Origin of the sequence: Niabella sp., assembly GCF_030150205.1 — a bacterium.
In the GTDB taxonomy this organism is placed as follows: domain Bacteria; phylum Bacteroidota; class Bacteroidia; order Chitinophagales; family Chitinophagaceae; genus Niabella.
In genome coordinates, this window is the sequence record NZ_JASLGT010000024.1 from 297,089 (window position 1) to 311,435 (window position 14,347).

The following is a 14,347-nucleotide window of genomic DNA, read 5'->3' on the forward strand; positions in this document are numbered from 1 at the left end:
AGGAAAGAATTGAATAACCAAATAAAGAAACCAAATGAAGAAGATTGCTTTGCCACTCTTAATATTCCTTTTTGTGTCAAAAGGCGTATTTAGCCAGAAAGAATTGGCTCTCACAGTCATTGATACTTCAACTCAAAAACCTGTTGTTGGCGCAACAGTATCTATCTTGGGAGGTCAGGATTCTATTTTACTAGTTTTTGGGTATACTGATAATGGAGGCTCGTTTAAATTTTCAAATCTTAAAGATAAAAAGTACGTTTTGCTTATCTCAAGCACGGGATATGTGGATTATGCCGATATCATAGCGTTGAAGTCGGCAACTTTAACTGATTTGGGGAAAGTGATACTTACGCCAAAAGCGAAACTATTGGAGGAGGTTGTTGTAAGGCAAAAGATAGCCGCTATCAGAATACGGGGGGATACTACTGAGTACATTGCTGATAGTTTTAGATTGCATAAGAATGCCACGGTGGAGGAGCTGTTAAGAAATCTGCCGGGAATACAAGTTGATAAAAAAGGAAATATATCAGCACAGGGAAAAGAAATTAAGAAGGTGCTTGTGGATGGCGAAGAGTTTTTCGGAGATGATCCTACAATAGTAACTAGAAATTTCCGCGCTTCAATGGTCGACAAAGTTCAGGTATATGACAAGAGGTCGGATAATTTGACAGACGTGACAGAAGCGGAAAAACAAAAAGTAATTGATCTAAAATTGAAAGAAGATAGTAAAAATGGACGTTTTGGTAAAATTACGCTTGGGGGGGGATTTGATAAGGTATATGAGAATCAGGCAATGCTTAACTATTTCAAAAACAAAAAGAAAGTTTCGGTTTACGGGACATTGAGTAATACGGGAGTAATCGGTCTCAGTTCAAAAGATAATGAGAAATATAATACAGGTATCGATCAAACCATTACCGGAGATGTCGATCTGGATTCTTGGGGTGGTAGTTACACGGGGCAAGGTATACCCAAAGCAATCTCAGGTGGCTTTCACTTCAGTAATCGGTGGAATGCTGATAGACAGTACGTCAACTTAAATTATAAAATTTCAGATATTACGGTAAGTGGAAATAATAACACGATTTCTCAAAATACCCTGGCAGATAACATTCTTTATACTAAAAGTCAACAGGTCTTTAATAATAACATTTTAAGAAATATTGCAAATGCAAAGTATGACATTAATGTGGATAAAACATTTTCAATTAAAACAGAGGTATCGGGCGCTTTAAATCATAAAACAACGGAGAATTTTTATAATACAGAGAATAGAGATGCGAATAGTGAATTACTAAATGCGGGTACAAGAAACATAAAGAATGTAAGTGATTTTAATGCATTTAACATTTCTACTCGGTTAGAAAAAGCATTGAAGAAAAAGGGTCGGGTTGTGGCACTCGACATTAGGGATAAATATTTAGATCAAAACTCAAGCGGCAATCTCTATTCTCATTATCAATTTTTCAAAGAAACGGGCAATAGTGATTCTATCTTAACAGTAGACCAGTTTAAAAAGAATCAAATGGAGTCAAATTATTTTGATGCTAAAGCGACCTATATTGAACCATTATCATCATCGACCTTCCTGAGCGCAAAATATAATTTTTTGGTCAGCCAAAGCAGGATGAATATTAATACATATAACCGATCCATTGGAGGTGCCTATGATATGTTAGATTCGGCTTTTAGCAATGATTTTGATTATTCCAGAATAACACATAGAGGGGGGCTCACATTGCTTTATACAAAGAATAAAATTCGCTTTAATGTAGGTACCGATCTGTCGACTATGAATTTTGATCAGCAAAATCGCTTTACACAAAGCAGGGTGAGTCGTAATTTTTTCAACTTTTATCCACAAGCTGAGCTTATTTATACTTTTAAACTTCAGAAATCAATGTCTGTAAAGTATTCCGGTAATGTTATCCAACCCACAATTAATCAGATACAACCTGTGGCTAATAATGCAGATCCGCTGAATGTTTATATAGGTAACTCATCTTTAACGCCATATTATTCGAATTCAGTTTACGTTACATATAATAGCTACAAGCCTGCAAACAAACAGTATTTTTTTAGCAATGCCAGCTATTCCTTTAGTCAAAATCCAATTGGACTGAATGTGACAACCGACGTTACAACAGGGCAAGCGACATATTTGTACATGAATATCCCCGATGGTAATAGTTTTTCCTATAACTCTTACATAGGTATTGGGAAAAATTTTCAAAAACTCGGAGATATTTATGGAGGGGCTAACTTCAATATTAATGGCGGAAGAAATGTGATCATTACTAATGGCAAAAGAAATAATCTGATAAGCGGCGTTTATTCTTTGAGTGCATACATTAACAAAAGTAAAAAAGATGTATATAATATAGGACTAAATGGAGGAACCTCTTATAATGTAAATGTTATGTCATTGCAAACGGGTGCGCAGGCTAACTATTGGATTTTTCAAGTATCACCGTCCTTTAACCTTTATTTTCCAGGTGTGCTTGAATTTTCGACAGACTTCGATTATACTAAGCGTCAGAAGACCCGGACGTTTAATAATAATTTGGACATCTTCCTGCTTAATTTTTCGTTGGGCAAGCGGTTTGGAAAATTAGATTCTTGGTTTTTAAAATTTGCTGGCAAGGATCTATTGAATCAGAACAAAGGATTTAGCAGGAATATTTCTAATTCGCTTATTACAGAAAGCACTTATACTACAATTGGACGATATTTTCTGCTCTCTCTGACATGGGACTTTAATTCTAATAACGTTAAGAAGTAATTCTATGAAATTGCATTATTCTTTATCAGGCTCGTTTATTTTACTAATTGTATTGCTTGGGTGGTCAAACTTATGCGTTGGTCAAGGCGATCAATTTCTTTTGACAGGGAAGGTAACTTTCGAAAGAAAAATTAATGCGAAAGCGGTTATGGCAGACATGCTGCCAGTCAAGGCAATTAAAGAGCCTGACTACCAAAAGTATGTTACTGAAAATCCACAGTTTAAGACATCGAATTTTTTTCTTTTCTATGACAAAGACAAAACTGATTTTTTTCCGGAAAGTCCGCAGAAGATGACACCGGTATCAAACGACGAGTGGTTTGCGATGGTTTCAAATGACAATTTAGTGCAAACTGACCTAACGAAGAGGAATTATGTGGCTACAAAAAAAGTCTTTGGGACAACCTATAATTTGGAAGATTCATTAAAAAAGATAAACTGGAAAATAACAAATGAATATAGAACTATTGCAGGTTACGAATGCAGGAGGGCAAACGCTGTGATTAGAGATTCAATCTATGTTGTTGCTTTTTACACATCGGAAATACATGTTAGCGGAGGGCCTGAGTCATTTAACGGGCTCCCCGGAATGATTTTGGGACTGGCGTTGCCACATGACCACGTTAGCTGGTTCGCTACCGCTGTCACTCAGATACCGGCAGATTATAAAAGAAGCGACATCGCTCAAGGCAAAGGGGGCAGAAATACAATAGGGCAATATGAAGCTAAAATTGGTGAGATGATAAAGCAGTGGGGACCGGCAGGGGGCATCATCTTTAGAAAGGTATTGATTTTTTGATCAAACCGATTGTTGGCGTAGAACACCGTTCCCGGTTTACGTAATGTATCGGAAAATGATATATAAAAAAGAATAGTTTTTTGTAATGAAAACCACCAAAAGGCATGGAACACAATTCATCAGCGATGCATCATGTTTTTTTAATATTGGCCCATACCAACCCAAAACAACTTTTACGACTGGTTGACCGACTTAAGCATTCCGATAGTCAAATAGTGGTGCATATCGACAAAAGGTCAGATATTGAGCAATTCAAGGAGTCTGCGAGTGGAGCACACTTCGTCGCTGATCGGATCGGCTGCATTTGGGGAAATTGGGGAATTGTACAGGCAACCTTGAACTCTCTGAAGTTTATAAGAGATCGTTTTCCTTTGGCAAATCGCGTAACACTTATCAGTGGGCAAGATTACCCTATTAAACCTATCGAATTTATAATGGGTTTTTTTCGGGCTAACCCGCAAAAAACCTTTATTCAGTGCAGTGAAATTCCATCAAAAAATTGGCCTGGAGGGGGAATGGGAAGATTTCCTCATTTTAACCAGGTGAAAACAATGATTACTCTGTACGGAGGTTCTCAATGGTGGTCGTTTCCAATGAAGGTTGTGAACAAAGTGCTTTCCCTGTTGGAGGAGAATCCTGATTTTGTTGAATATTTTAAGACGGTCCAAATTCCCGATGAAAGTTTTTTTCATTCTTTGCTATTTAATTCTGAGGACAGCGAGATCATCGATAGCATAGTTTCGAATAATTTACGTTGTTTATCATGGGAACCACCCTACTTTCATCCGAAGCTTTATTTATCAAGAGATTTAAATGATCTTTTAAAAAGTCGTCAGTTGTTTGCAAGAAAATTTGATGAGAATGTTGCCCCTGAGATATTAGATCTTATTGATAAGGAGATTATAGATGTTAAAGTAAATAGACTGAGTCGTAGGGCCGCCCATCTGTCGAAAAGTTCGCGAAAAGTATGCATGCTGTGGTTTCTTACAGATGTTAGCTTTCTGCCAAAGTTCTTTAAGTTAAAGGCTGAAATTCCTACCGATATTACTCTTTACCTGGTTTACAATGAGGCGATGCTGAGTCTTCCAGGATCGGTATTAAATGAGAATGCGATAAATATTGATTCCGGGCTGATAAATCAAATCATGTTTAAAGGATTTCAGAATAATCAAGGTCATTACCATAACTATCATTATATATTGAGCTTTTTCTTGAAATTTAAGGACTTCGATTATTATTGGTTTATTGAGGATCGGGTGCACTTTAATGGGAATTGGTCTATTTTTTTTGAAAGTTTCAAGGCTGGAAGTATTAATACCGACTTTTTAAGCTCTTTCATTAGGAGTCACTTCGAAGATCCGAATTGGAGCGGATGGAGCTCTTTTAGGCATCTCCAGGTGACTCAAGATATTTCAACATCTATTCTTGCAGCTTCGTTTAATCCTCTTTTCCGAATTTCGAAAGAAGCGTTGACGTATCTGTACTGGCAGATAAAAAACGGCTGGACAGGCGATGACCAAGTTTTTATCCCAACAATAATGTCCATAGGCGGATTTTCAATGTTGGATTTTGGGGGGCAGGGTAGCTACTGTCTTCCAGAATATGTAAATAGATTCTATAACACAAATACTTATAGGAATTTGAGAGAAAATATAAATGATGTTAGAAAACAACAGCAAGACGCAGGCCCTCAAAAATTAGATGAGAAAATACTCTATTACCCTTCTACTCACCCTGTAAACTGAGATTGTAGACTTCTAAGGTCTAATTACTTCACTTTTTATCATCCACCTTGTCTCTGAAGTAACCGCTATTAGTACCGGTTTTACTCATTCCCTGGCTCATCATGAGATTAGCATTTCCCATTGCATCTGCCGCCATACCAATTCCGCCAGCTGCGACAGCTGCTGTAGCCCCCGCCACACCGGTGGCAGTTCCCCCAAATAGGCTAGTAGCCCTGGCAGTAATCGGATTGCCGCCTCCGGCATTTACAACCATGTTTGCTATACTGGGAATTGTAAAATAACAAACAATGCCAATGATCATAAACACGATATAGCCAATATCAGTTGTGCTAAAAAAAGAATCCCCCGTCTGTTGAATCTGGGCTGTATCAAGCTTGATCATACCTTCCTGTATTTTCCCCAGCAGGGATCCCAGAATGTTGGCGATCGGTAGCCATAGATAAATATTGATATAACGCCCCAGATACACCGGCAGTGTGTGCTGAAATCCGTCGAAAACGGCAAGTCCCAAAACGATAGGGCCCAAAATCGCTAAAACTAATAGTTTAAAAGTGCGGATCGTATTGATACAAAGTGCAGCTGCTTCATAGAGTAATTGTAAAAGGAAGGATATAAAGTCCTTAAACATACTCTTGAAATTATAATAAGCCTTTGAAACGGCAAATTCAATATCATATCCCACGCTTCCAAGGATGCCTTCTCTATCTACTTTATCGCTATGCGTATACTGCATCCATACATCACGATCTCCAGCTCCATCATTAATCCCATACATTTTATAGGCCATTGTCTCTTTTCGTTCTTTCTCTCGCTGCTCCATTAGCCGTTTAACGGATTTATTAGTATTGTCTAGCATAGCGCCGGTTCCTTGCACCATAGGACTGAGAACTCCATTCATAATCCCAATTACAGATTGGAAGTTCATGACGCAGAATCCAAGTACAAAAGGCCGGAGTAAAGGAAAAAAATCTATAGGCTCAGCGGCCGCAATATGTCTCCATACCCTCACTCCAATATAAAACAGAGCTGCAAAGCCTGCGAGGGCTTGACCGACGCCAATGAGGTTACCACACGTCGGTAACATTTCGTTGTATAGATTGTCCAGAATCTTTTGTAATCCCCGGACTTGTTCCGGTAAGCCCTGAGCCGATGCTGCCTCACCAGTAAATATAGTAAGGGTTGCAAGAAATTGTAGTTTCAGAAAGGCAGCTGCCCAGCTTTTGCTGCGATAAAACGCAAAGATGTTTTTCATAGGTATATATAAAAGGTTATGTATTTAATCTATTTCAGTCCATGTAAGGATTCAAGGGTCTGATCCGCTACTTTATCACGGAGTATTTCAGCAGCAATCATTTTTTGACGATTATTAAAACTGCGGAGAAAAAGTAATTTCTTTTGCACTTCGTCATAAACTCGATCGATCCCTTTCAGCCGTTCATCATCGCTCATACGTAACTGACCGGCAGTGATGATCATTAATAATTCATCGAGGTTTTTCATGCTGTCATCAATCAATCGGTCATATACCCCATCGATATATTCCATCTGTCCACTCGTAAAAATGTTGAACGAGGAAAAATCTTTTAAAGCGGTTTTGCTTTCTCTCAAAATTGCTGCCTGATCACGTATAATATCCGCTATTCGATGATACTTTTTCACTGAGGGATTCACTTTGTAGAGCCCATCTAGAAACACCTCGTTAATTTTATAATTACCGGATGTAATTGCCTTTACCTTATTGTAACCCTCGCTGATGATTTTGTATCCATCGTAAAGTTGCTTCAGGATCTTCCGCAGCTGATTCAGTTTTTCCAGGTTCAGTACCAGCTGGGCAATTTCCTGCTCCTGCGCAATCGTATGAAGCGGCAGCGAACTAAATGATATTACGAATAGGGAAACGGTTAAAAATAGCTTTTTCATGCTTTTGGTGTTTATAGTGCTTTGATTAAATGTAGATCCGGACGGCTAAAGACCATGCAGCTCTTTAAGAATATTTTCATCCCGCAGTTCCTGCTGAGCTGAATTGATCAGTGCTATTGCTTCTGATGAAAATTTCTGCGCAAATACAAATTGTCCTTTGCTCTGTTCATACAACGCATTTAACCGGTTCAGCCTTTCATTGTCACTCATTTTTAAAGAATTGTCTGTAGTAATGTCCTCCAGATCCTGTCGAACTTTTTCCACGCCCTGCAAAAGCCGGTCAACTACACCGTTAATATAAGTTTTCAATGTTGGGGATAAATCATTACTGCTTGGTATCAATTTCCTTAGTGCCACACAAGCATTGATGATATATAGTTCTTGCGTAATGATTTCTTTGGCCTTGGGAGAATTTCGAATACGTGGATTTGGCAATTCAAGCGATTTGTAATAAAGATCATGGAATTTAAATTCCCCATTTTTAATATCATGAATGGTGTTCAGTCCTCCCGACACAATTTTGTATCCCTGCTTTACATACCCCAGGTAAATCTGTAGCTCCGCAATTTGTTTAGCGAGGTATTTAATCTGAGTTTTCTTCTGATTGAACCACTCATTAAATTGTTGAGACAGCGCCGGAACAGGTGCCAAACAAAGAACAAATAATATAAATAGGCAAGTATTTTTCATGTTTGCATTTATCGTTTTCTTCTGATCTTAAAATCTCCTTTCATTTGGCGGTCCCAAACCCTTGGTCGGCGGAACCGCCCAACCACCGCATTCTTACTAGGCAAATCATTGTTGTTGCGCAGCTTCATTTGCTGTGTTTCATTTGGATACCGCGATTCAATAAAAACCCGATCAATAACAAAGCCCTTCTCCAAATTAAACTCCCCAACAAATTGGCATTCTTTGTAATCGTCCGGGTGGCGGTATTCGGCGTAAGTCTTAAGAGAGATTTTGGCTGCGCGAACATTTCCTCTCGCCATATGAGCCAGAAATTGATGTAAAGTTTCCCGAAGTGTTCCAAAGTGGCGAAAATCAGTTGCCTTTGAGATCAAATCAAATCGATCATTATATCCTTTAGTACGGAGTAGTGATTCGAAGGTGCGTTGATGCCTGGTGTATTCATCAATATTTTCCATAGGTTATTTATTTGTTATTGCAGACCGTAGTAGGTTTTAATGGTTTGCTGCTCCTGCTTGTCTTTTGTTCGTTCAATGCTCAGCAAAATATTTTGATTGGTAAACCGGCGGAGGTGGGAGAGGTTCTTGCTGACTTCCGTATCCGTTTTGGCGATCAGCTCCAATCGGGCAGCATCGGACATTTGTGAGGAAAAAGACTGAACAATAATCATCAGCTCATCAATATTCTTCGCACTTTCGTCAAGAATACCCGTATACACATCAAATATGTAAATGAGCTCTTTCGGTTTAAAGTTTTTATCATTGCTGATCAGGGCATACGCTCTTTTGTATTCTTTAATTAATTGCAGCTGATTGTCGGTAATGCTTTTTATGCGTTTATAATAGGCAATTATTTTTTTTACTTTCCAGAGCTCATCATAATATGTTTTGAACAGCTTTCTTTGTTTCTCGCTCCATTCAGCTATCTCTTTCAGTTTCAATTTGGCCATTGCATTCTCGATTTCCTTCTGAATATGCTGCAACTGGATCGTTTGATTCTGAACACGTTGAACAGCAAGGTCAATCGCTTTTATAACCTTTACGATCGCCTCCTTTATAATTTGCCAGATACCGATAGCACTGGCCTGCTGAAAGGGAGCGCCGCCAAACAAGAGCAAGCCAGTAAGCATTCCGGTGAGTAGTGTTTTTTTATAGGACACGCAACAAATTTTGGTTATTTAATTTTATGATACAGGATCCCATTAACGGACACCGAGCCTTCTTTGGCATCAAAGGAGTACAGGATGCCTGGATCCCCGGTATTCATGATATTCTTTTGCGGATCGTATATGCCGGTCATGGAATGCTTGGCTCTTTTATTAAATTTTTGCTCTGATTTCTTTTTAAAAAGTGTTTGCGATCCTTGGTTGATCTGATACACATCATTTTCCTGCCTGCTGGCAGGTGAAAAACTAACCGTATCATGTAGCGTGTAAATTTCACTTTCTACAGTACGTACATAGGTTCCGGTAATGGAGGCGCTATCATTTTTAGAAAAGCGGCAGGCAAATGGAAATACCAGAATAAGCAGACCAATACAAACAGTTTTCATTTTTCTTAAGTTTATTAGTTCAACAAATGTTTTTCCTTTTTAATATCCTCAAGGAGTTTGCCAATTGCGGTTTCCATGTCCCCGCCATAACGTTCTGCGTATTCCAGTACTTTTACCCTTTCTTTACCGTCGGTGGTATAAGCATAATACTCCTCCGGGCAAAGTTCATTTTTAAAAACCTTGGACATTTGGCCTCCCAGATCGATAAAAATTTCGTGGTCATCTTTATTAACAGATAGATGGATTGTTTTTGCCTTGTCGGACAAGCCCAGAACGTCCTGAAGTTTGTCAAACTTGTGCATAAACTTGCGCATATCCATCAGGATCTTTATGTCCGCATTGTTAATGATGGCATCTTTAATAATGGGGGAGCTTACCAGGTCATCGAGCTCTTGTGTCACAACGCCGGGGATTCCGTTAAATTTCCTGATAGTTTTAAAGGCATATTTTAGAAAATCAGCCATTCCGCTTCGCGCAATTGCCTTCCAGGCCTCATCAATGATCAATACTTTTCGGATGCCCTTCAATTTTCGCATCTTGGAAACGAACATTTCTGTAACCAATAATGTAACGACGCTGAAGAGGACCGGATGATCCTTCAAATTATCCAGTTCTATGACTATGAAGCGCTGATCAAGAAGGTCCAGATTCTCCGTAGCATTTAATAAATAGTCGAATTCTCCATGTTTATAATACGGCCTGAGCACATACAAAAAATTATCTAAATCGAAGTCTTTATCCTTAACTCGGTGTTCTTTGAGTAATTCAGCATAGGTTGTTTGCAAATAATCATAGAAGGTATTAAAACACGGGAAAAGCGATTTGTCATTTTCCAGTAGCTGGTAATATCCTTGCAACGCATTAGACAATGCTACATACTCGGAACGGTTATAGGGATCGTTTTCCTGTTTCCAGAGTGCAATTAATAAGGATTTTAGGCTCTCCTTTTTTTCGGTATCCAGTGATACGCCAGCCGGAAGCCAGAATGGGTTGAATTTAATCGGATTTTTTTCCTCATAGGTAAAGTAATAGCCTTTGACCAATTCACACAACGCTTTGTAAGATCCTCCAATGTCGATAATAACGCAATGCGCGCCCTGATCATAAAGCGAGCGAAGGATGTGGTTCAGAGTCATGGACTTACCGCCTCCTGAGCTGCCGCAGCAAAGCAATCCCATATTTGAAGTCCACCCATATTTCGTGCGTGGCAGATCAAACAGGTCTTCATATATCGGGCGCCCAAATCGATCAGTAAAGCGGATACCCTGTTCTGGTCTTACCGTCCGATAATTGGTTTCCTGGGTAAGAAAACAGGTGGCCTGCTCGGCAAAGCTGTCAAAAGTTTCATTAACGGGCAGATCCGCCGCGTTTCCCGGCAACGAAGACCAGAAAAGCTGCGGTGCACCTTTGATCTCCTGCCTGGGGGATGCATCCATTTGGGCTATTGCGGAAGAAGCTTTGTTTCGAAGATCCTTTAATTCATCCTGTTTATCGGCCCAGGTAATGATATTGAAATGGGCTTTTACCGGTTGCCGTTGCTGGCTGATCATTTCATTCAGAAATGCATTGGTGGCATCACAGCTAATGGCATTTTCGCGGGAATAGGCTGATAATGATTGAAGTCTTCTGCGCCGGGTTTCCAACCGCTTGGCCGTTTTAGAAGTCTCCTGTACAATAAGGAATTGGTTATAAATATGATTGGTGCGCAGGAGAAGACCAACTGAGGCGGCAAAGCCTACGGAAAACTTACTAACATCGGTGGAATATTTATCATAGGTAATTCGGCTACCGCAAATCGCTGGCAGGTCTTCCGGATCAGCCAGGCTGAATAACTGCACTCGTTTTTCTCCGATTTGCCACTCAGGTTTGAAGATAATATCACGCCTAATGGGAGGCTCCTCTGGAGAAAGTAAGAAACAGTACCGCTCAATAAGTCCCGCTTTTTTTTTATCGCCTGCCAGCTCATCCGCAGAGAGTTGCCGGGCGCTTATATGGCCTCCTTCGGAAAGTAATTTCGTCACTTGGCTGGCTTTGTCCAGAAAGTCGTGTAATACCTGTGGCTGAACCGCAACAGTAGGTACTATTGTGGGGCGCAGTAAATTTGAAAAAACGGAACTGGATAGTTTTCGGTTATCCGCCTTACGGGTAAGCATCAGATAACTGTGGTGATTCAGAAAGGTGCGGTTATCAAAATACGCTTCACTTTTTTTCTTTAAAAAGGATTGTTCCCCCGAATGATCAGCTTTGTAAGATTCTTCCGTGTACCAGTCTTGTTTATGTACAATAGTGCCTGCCGGCAGGAGCTTAATTGCACGCAGCCAAATGTGATGCAATTGCTCGTAATCTTCCGCAGATAAAGTGAAGACCTCCGGCAGGCTAAGTTGGTATACTATTGTAACATCTCCCTGTTTAGAAATCAGGCAATCTTGTTCAATTTTATAAATGGGTAATATTTTTTCAAGATCTTTTGCGTCTTTAACGGGTTCCTTTAACTGCAGGATCAGCGCTGAAAAGACAATCAAACATAAAAGGATGAATATGATCATTTGCTACCTCCTTTTTGTTTGAGACATAACAAAACTTTCCGACTTCTGCATACAATGGCGGTTGGAATGCTGCGGTAGGCGGAGGCTTTCATTAGTCCATGCTCGCCGTACTTATGACTCATTTTGTAAATCCAACTCACTAAAACAAAGCCGCCCCCAGCTATAACCGCAACCAATATGTACGGATAAGCCCCAATCAGGTAACCGATAGCAAAAAGCAGCAACAGGAGAACCAGGCAAATGGCCAAATAAGTAACATATTGGGCGCGGAAGCCCTTGAACTCGATGGGGCGATTAATGCCTTTGTTAATTTCATAGATACTAGCCATAAAGTGTTTTTACAGGGTTTAAACTCCAAAGAATCCTTTCAGAACCGTGGCAACGACGACTAAAAAAATACAGCTCCCGAACCAGCTCGCTGCGACTTTTCCCGTGTCATTATCCCCGGAGTTCCATTTATTATAAACTTTTATTGCTCCCACCAAGCCAACGATGGCACCGATTGCGTACATCAATGTTGTGCCAACCTGGAAATAGCTTTTAACTTCGGAAGTAGCCGCCTGAATTCCTCCGGCACCGCTCTGAGCGGAAGCCTCCGGGCCAGCCAGCATTGTAATTGTTGCGAGAAATTGGAGTTTTAAAAAAGAATCAATCCACTTTTGGTTCTTGTAGAATATGAATGTGTTTTTCATGGGTATTTAGGTTTTATGAAATGTGTTTTTAACAGAAAAAGGATGGCGGCTTCATGAAAAGCATTACCTGCCGCACTACACCGCCGGTTCCTTATCCTTGGTCAACATAGGGTAGCAGCGGCCAGCACTGATTGACCTCTTCCTCGGTAATTTCCAGACCACACTCTTCCCTGGCCGCCCGAATTACCAGGGTGTTAATTGCGCGTTTGAAAGCTGGTTTATTCAGGCCTGGGTATTGAGCTATTTCTTTTGCCAGGTATTCAATCAGATTTTCCTTGCTTTCTGTGGTGGTGGAGAACTGGCTTATGATCACCTGGAGCTCATCGGCCAATTGTTCCAGAAGTGAAAATTCCTGATCTTCTTCTTTGTCCATAACACCTGAAATTGCCTGAACAGGTTCAAATGCTGATGCAGGTTCATTAACGGGAGCCTCTGCAGATGTGGAACTTTCTGCCACCCGTTCTTTCAAAGGCGAATAAACGTACCTGGCCTTTTCAGGCGTCCTCCGGTCAACCCGCAATCTGCCCGCCACAGCAAGTATACCGTAGTATGCTGCAGTTGCACCACCCAATACCAATAGAAATTCTTTCCAGCTAATTTGTTCCAGCATAATTCATTTTTTCATGGTGAGTAATAATTTTTTAAATCACTACTGCAAATATGAATTGCCGGAAATACCCTATTTGTTAGATACTGTTAGGTGGGAAAAACTTCTTTTTACATTGCGTTTTCGTTATCACGATCAATCCTACGTTCCAGGCACGCTTTTAATGCATCAATAAAGGGCGTTGAGTTCTTTTTGCGAAGCCGGATGTCTTCATACGTTTTGTAAATATTGCTGAACCGGATATTAAATACTGACGAGAAATAATCGGCGATTTTCTTAACATCGAGCTGCCCGCTATTAAACGCCCGGTATTCATGCAGTGCATAAATCAGCTCAATTAATTCTGCTTTTGCCGAAGTCCAGGATAAAGAAATTGATTTGCCGGCTTTGCCAGACGTGGCTTGCGGTTGTATGATCGTCTGCCGGGCACGATCTTTCAAAAGGTCGTAAGCGTAAAACCGGGCGACAATGCTGCTCATTGGCGCATTGGTCTGACTGTCCAGGAGGATCTGCTCTTCGTCTAAAAAAAGTGGCTCTTCTGAGCTCTGCCGGGTAAAATACTGTTCATCAAAGTGGGAAAGCCCAATTTTATAGTATTGCCAAAACGCATAATGCTTCCTGTAAAAGGGCTTGAGCCTTTCCAGCTCTTTTGTATAAATGGAATTGCGGTCTGAGGTGCTATCAGGAGTCTGCATCCTGAGCAGCATCAGCAGGAAAATCAGGCGACCATCAAATTGTGGTTTCAACTTTTTAAAAAACCGGATTTCCGCGGCTGGGGATTCAAAGCTGGAAGAGGCCAGCAGACTCTTAAGCCGGGCAATCGATTCGGAGGTAATAATAATTGCTTGTTGAATACTAAGCAAATCGTCTTCTGAAAGTCCTGAAAGATCTGATAGTTTGTTGTTCATTTCTTCCAGCAGCTTGAGGGTTTCTGTAATCATCTTTGTTGGTTTAAGGTGAACAAATGTTTACAACATCTGTAGTACCAAAGACCAGACCTTCCATACTACGCAAAAAC

General features: G+C 40.2%; 14 protein-coding genes. 3 read left to right on the forward strand and 11 right to left on the reverse strand.

Going from position 1 to position 14,347, the window contains the following annotated elements; genetic code table 11:
• The first annotated feature begins 34 nt into the window (after positions 1–34).
• From Q1V85_RS17945 to Q1V85_RS17955, 3 genes are all read left to right on the forward strand, one after another.
• Positions 35–2,782, forward strand: coding sequence for an outer membrane beta-barrel protein (locus Q1V85_RS17945; RefSeq protein WP_300601939.1), 2,748 nt, complete (start codon positions 35–37; stop codon positions 2,780–2,782).
• A 4-nt stretch (positions 2,783–2,786) separates the two neighbouring features.
• Positions 2,787–3,581 (forward strand): GLPGLI family protein, encoded by a 795-nt coding sequence (locus tag Q1V85_RS17950; RefSeq protein ID WP_300601940.1) that lies wholly within the window; start codon positions 2,787–2,789, stop codon positions 3,579–3,581.
• A 104-nt stretch (positions 3,582–3,685) separates the two neighbouring features.
• Positions 3,686–5,326 (forward strand): beta-1,6-N-acetylglucosaminyltransferase, encoded by a 1,641-nt coding sequence (locus tag Q1V85_RS17955; protein WP_300601941.1) that lies wholly within the window; start codon positions 3,686–3,688, stop codon positions 5,324–5,326.
• Between the two features lie 28 nt (positions 5,327–5,354).
• Here the strand turns inward: Q1V85_RS17955 and traJ are convergent, their stop codons facing one another.
• The 11 genes from traJ to Q1V85_RS18010 all read right to left on the reverse strand — a co-directional run bounded on the left by traJ (position 5,355) and on the right by Q1V85_RS18010 (position 14,270).
• Positions 5,355–6,578 (reverse strand): conjugative transposon protein TraJ, encoded by a 1,224-nt coding sequence (gene traJ / locus Q1V85_RS17960; RefSeq protein ID WP_300601942.1) that lies wholly within the window; start codon positions 6,576–6,578, stop codon positions 5,355–5,357.
• A 29-nt stretch (positions 6,579–6,607) separates the two neighbouring features.
• Complete coding sequence (locus Q1V85_RS17965) at positions 6,608–7,246, reverse strand: TerB family tellurite resistance protein (protein WP_300601943.1); 639 nt, start codon at positions 7,244–7,246, stop codon at positions 6,608–6,610.
• A gap of 45 nt (positions 7,247–7,291) precedes the next feature.
• A complete protein-coding gene (locus tag Q1V85_RS17970) occupies positions 7,292–7,936 on the reverse strand; it encodes a hypothetical protein (RefSeq protein ID WP_300601944.1) in 645 nt (214 codons plus the stop codon).
• Positions 7,937–7,944: 8 nt separating this feature from the next.
• Positions 7,945–8,391 carry a hypothetical protein gene (locus tag Q1V85_RS17975; RefSeq protein ID WP_300601945.1) on the reverse strand — a complete coding sequence of 149 codons (447 nt, stop codon included), beginning with the start codon at positions 8,389–8,391 and terminating at the stop codon, positions 7,945–7,947.
• Positions 8,392–8,405: 14 nt separating this feature from the next.
• Entirely contained in the window at positions 8,406–9,092 is a 687-nt protein-coding gene (locus tag Q1V85_RS17980; RefSeq protein ID WP_300601946.1) for a conjugal transfer protein TraI, read from the reverse strand.
• A gap of 14 nt (positions 9,093–9,106) precedes the next feature.
• The gene (locus tag Q1V85_RS17985; protein WP_300601947.1) at positions 9,107–9,484 is read right to left on the reverse strand and encodes a hypothetical protein; all 378 of its coding nucleotides are present in this window, start codon (positions 9,482–9,484) and stop codon (positions 9,107–9,109) included.
• A 14-nt stretch (positions 9,485–9,498) separates the two neighbouring features.
• A complete protein-coding gene (locus tag Q1V85_RS17990) occupies positions 9,499–12,030 on the reverse strand; it encodes a TraG family conjugative transposon ATPase (RefSeq protein ID WP_300601948.1) in 2,532 nt (843 codons plus the stop codon).
• Complete coding sequence (locus Q1V85_RS17995; protein WP_300601949.1) at positions 12,027–12,359, reverse strand: DUF4133 domain-containing protein; 333 nt, start codon at positions 12,357–12,359, stop codon at positions 12,027–12,029. The genes Q1V85_RS17990 and Q1V85_RS17995 overlap by 4 nt, the downstream gene beginning before the upstream one ends.
• An 18-nt stretch (positions 12,360–12,377) precedes the next feature.
• Positions 12,378–12,722 carry a DUF4134 domain-containing protein gene (locus Q1V85_RS18000; RefSeq protein WP_300601950.1) on the reverse strand — a complete coding sequence of 115 codons (345 nt, stop codon included), beginning with the start codon at positions 12,720–12,722 and terminating at the stop codon, positions 12,378–12,380.
• A 91-nt stretch (positions 12,723–12,813) separates the two neighbouring features.
• On the reverse strand, positions 12,814–13,332 hold the full coding sequence (locus Q1V85_RS18005) for a hypothetical protein (protein WP_300601951.1): 519 nt from the start codon (positions 13,330–13,332) through the stop codon (positions 12,814–12,816).
• 107 nt (positions 13,333–13,439) lie between these two features.
• Complete coding sequence (locus Q1V85_RS18010) at positions 13,440–14,270, reverse strand: RteC domain-containing protein (protein ID WP_300601952.1); 831 nt, start codon at positions 14,268–14,270, stop codon at positions 13,440–13,442.
• Positions 14,271–14,347: the final 77 nt, after the last annotated feature.

Bases quoted from the DNA above. Each gene is read 5' to 3' on its own strand.
- Q1V85_RS18010 (WP_300601952.1), bottom strand. From the start codon at position 14,270: ATGATTACAGAAACCCTCAAGCTGCTGGAAGAAATGAACAACAAACTA.
- Q1V85_RS17955 (WP_300601941.1), top strand. From the start codon at position 3,686: ATGGAACACAATTCATCAGCGATGCATCATGTTTTTTTAATATTGGCC.
- Q1V85_RS18000 (WP_300601950.1), bottom strand. From the start codon at position 12,722: ATGAAAAACACATTCATATTCTACAAGAACCAAAAGTGGATTGATTCT.
- Q1V85_RS17965 (WP_300601943.1), bottom strand. From the start codon at position 7,246: ATGAAAAAGCTATTTTTAACCGTTTCCCTATTCGTAATATCATTTAGT.
- Q1V85_RS17975 (WP_300601945.1), bottom strand. From the start codon at position 8,391: ATGGAAAATATTGATGAATACACCAGGCATCAACGCACCTTCGAATCA.
- Q1V85_RS17970 (WP_300601944.1), bottom strand. From the start codon at position 7,936: ATGAAAAATACTTGCCTATTTATATTATTTGTTCTTTGTTTGGCACCT.
- traJ (WP_300601942.1), bottom strand. From the start codon at position 6,578: ATGAAAAACATCTTTGCGTTTTATCGCAGCAAAAGCTGGGCAGCTGCC.
- Q1V85_RS17995 (WP_300601949.1), bottom strand. From the start codon at position 12,359: ATGGCTAGTATCTATGAAATTAACAAAGGCATTAATCGCCCCATCGAG.
- Q1V85_RS17985 (WP_300601947.1), bottom strand. From the start codon at position 9,484: ATGAAAACTGTTTGTATTGGTCTGCTTATTCTGGTATTTCCATTTGCC.
- Q1V85_RS17990 (WP_300601948.1), bottom strand. From the start codon at position 12,030: ATGATCATATTCATCCTTTTATGTTTGATTGTCTTTTCAGCGCTGATC.
- Q1V85_RS17945 (WP_300601939.1), top strand. From the start codon at position 35: ATGAAGAAGATTGCTTTGCCACTCTTAATATTCCTTTTTGTGTCAAAA.
- Q1V85_RS18005 (WP_300601951.1), bottom strand. From the start codon at position 13,332: ATGCTGGAACAAATTAGCTGGAAAGAATTTCTATTGGTATTGGGTGGT.
- Q1V85_RS17950 (WP_300601940.1), top strand. From the start codon at position 2,787: ATGAAATTGCATTATTCTTTATCAGGCTCGTTTATTTTACTAATTGTA.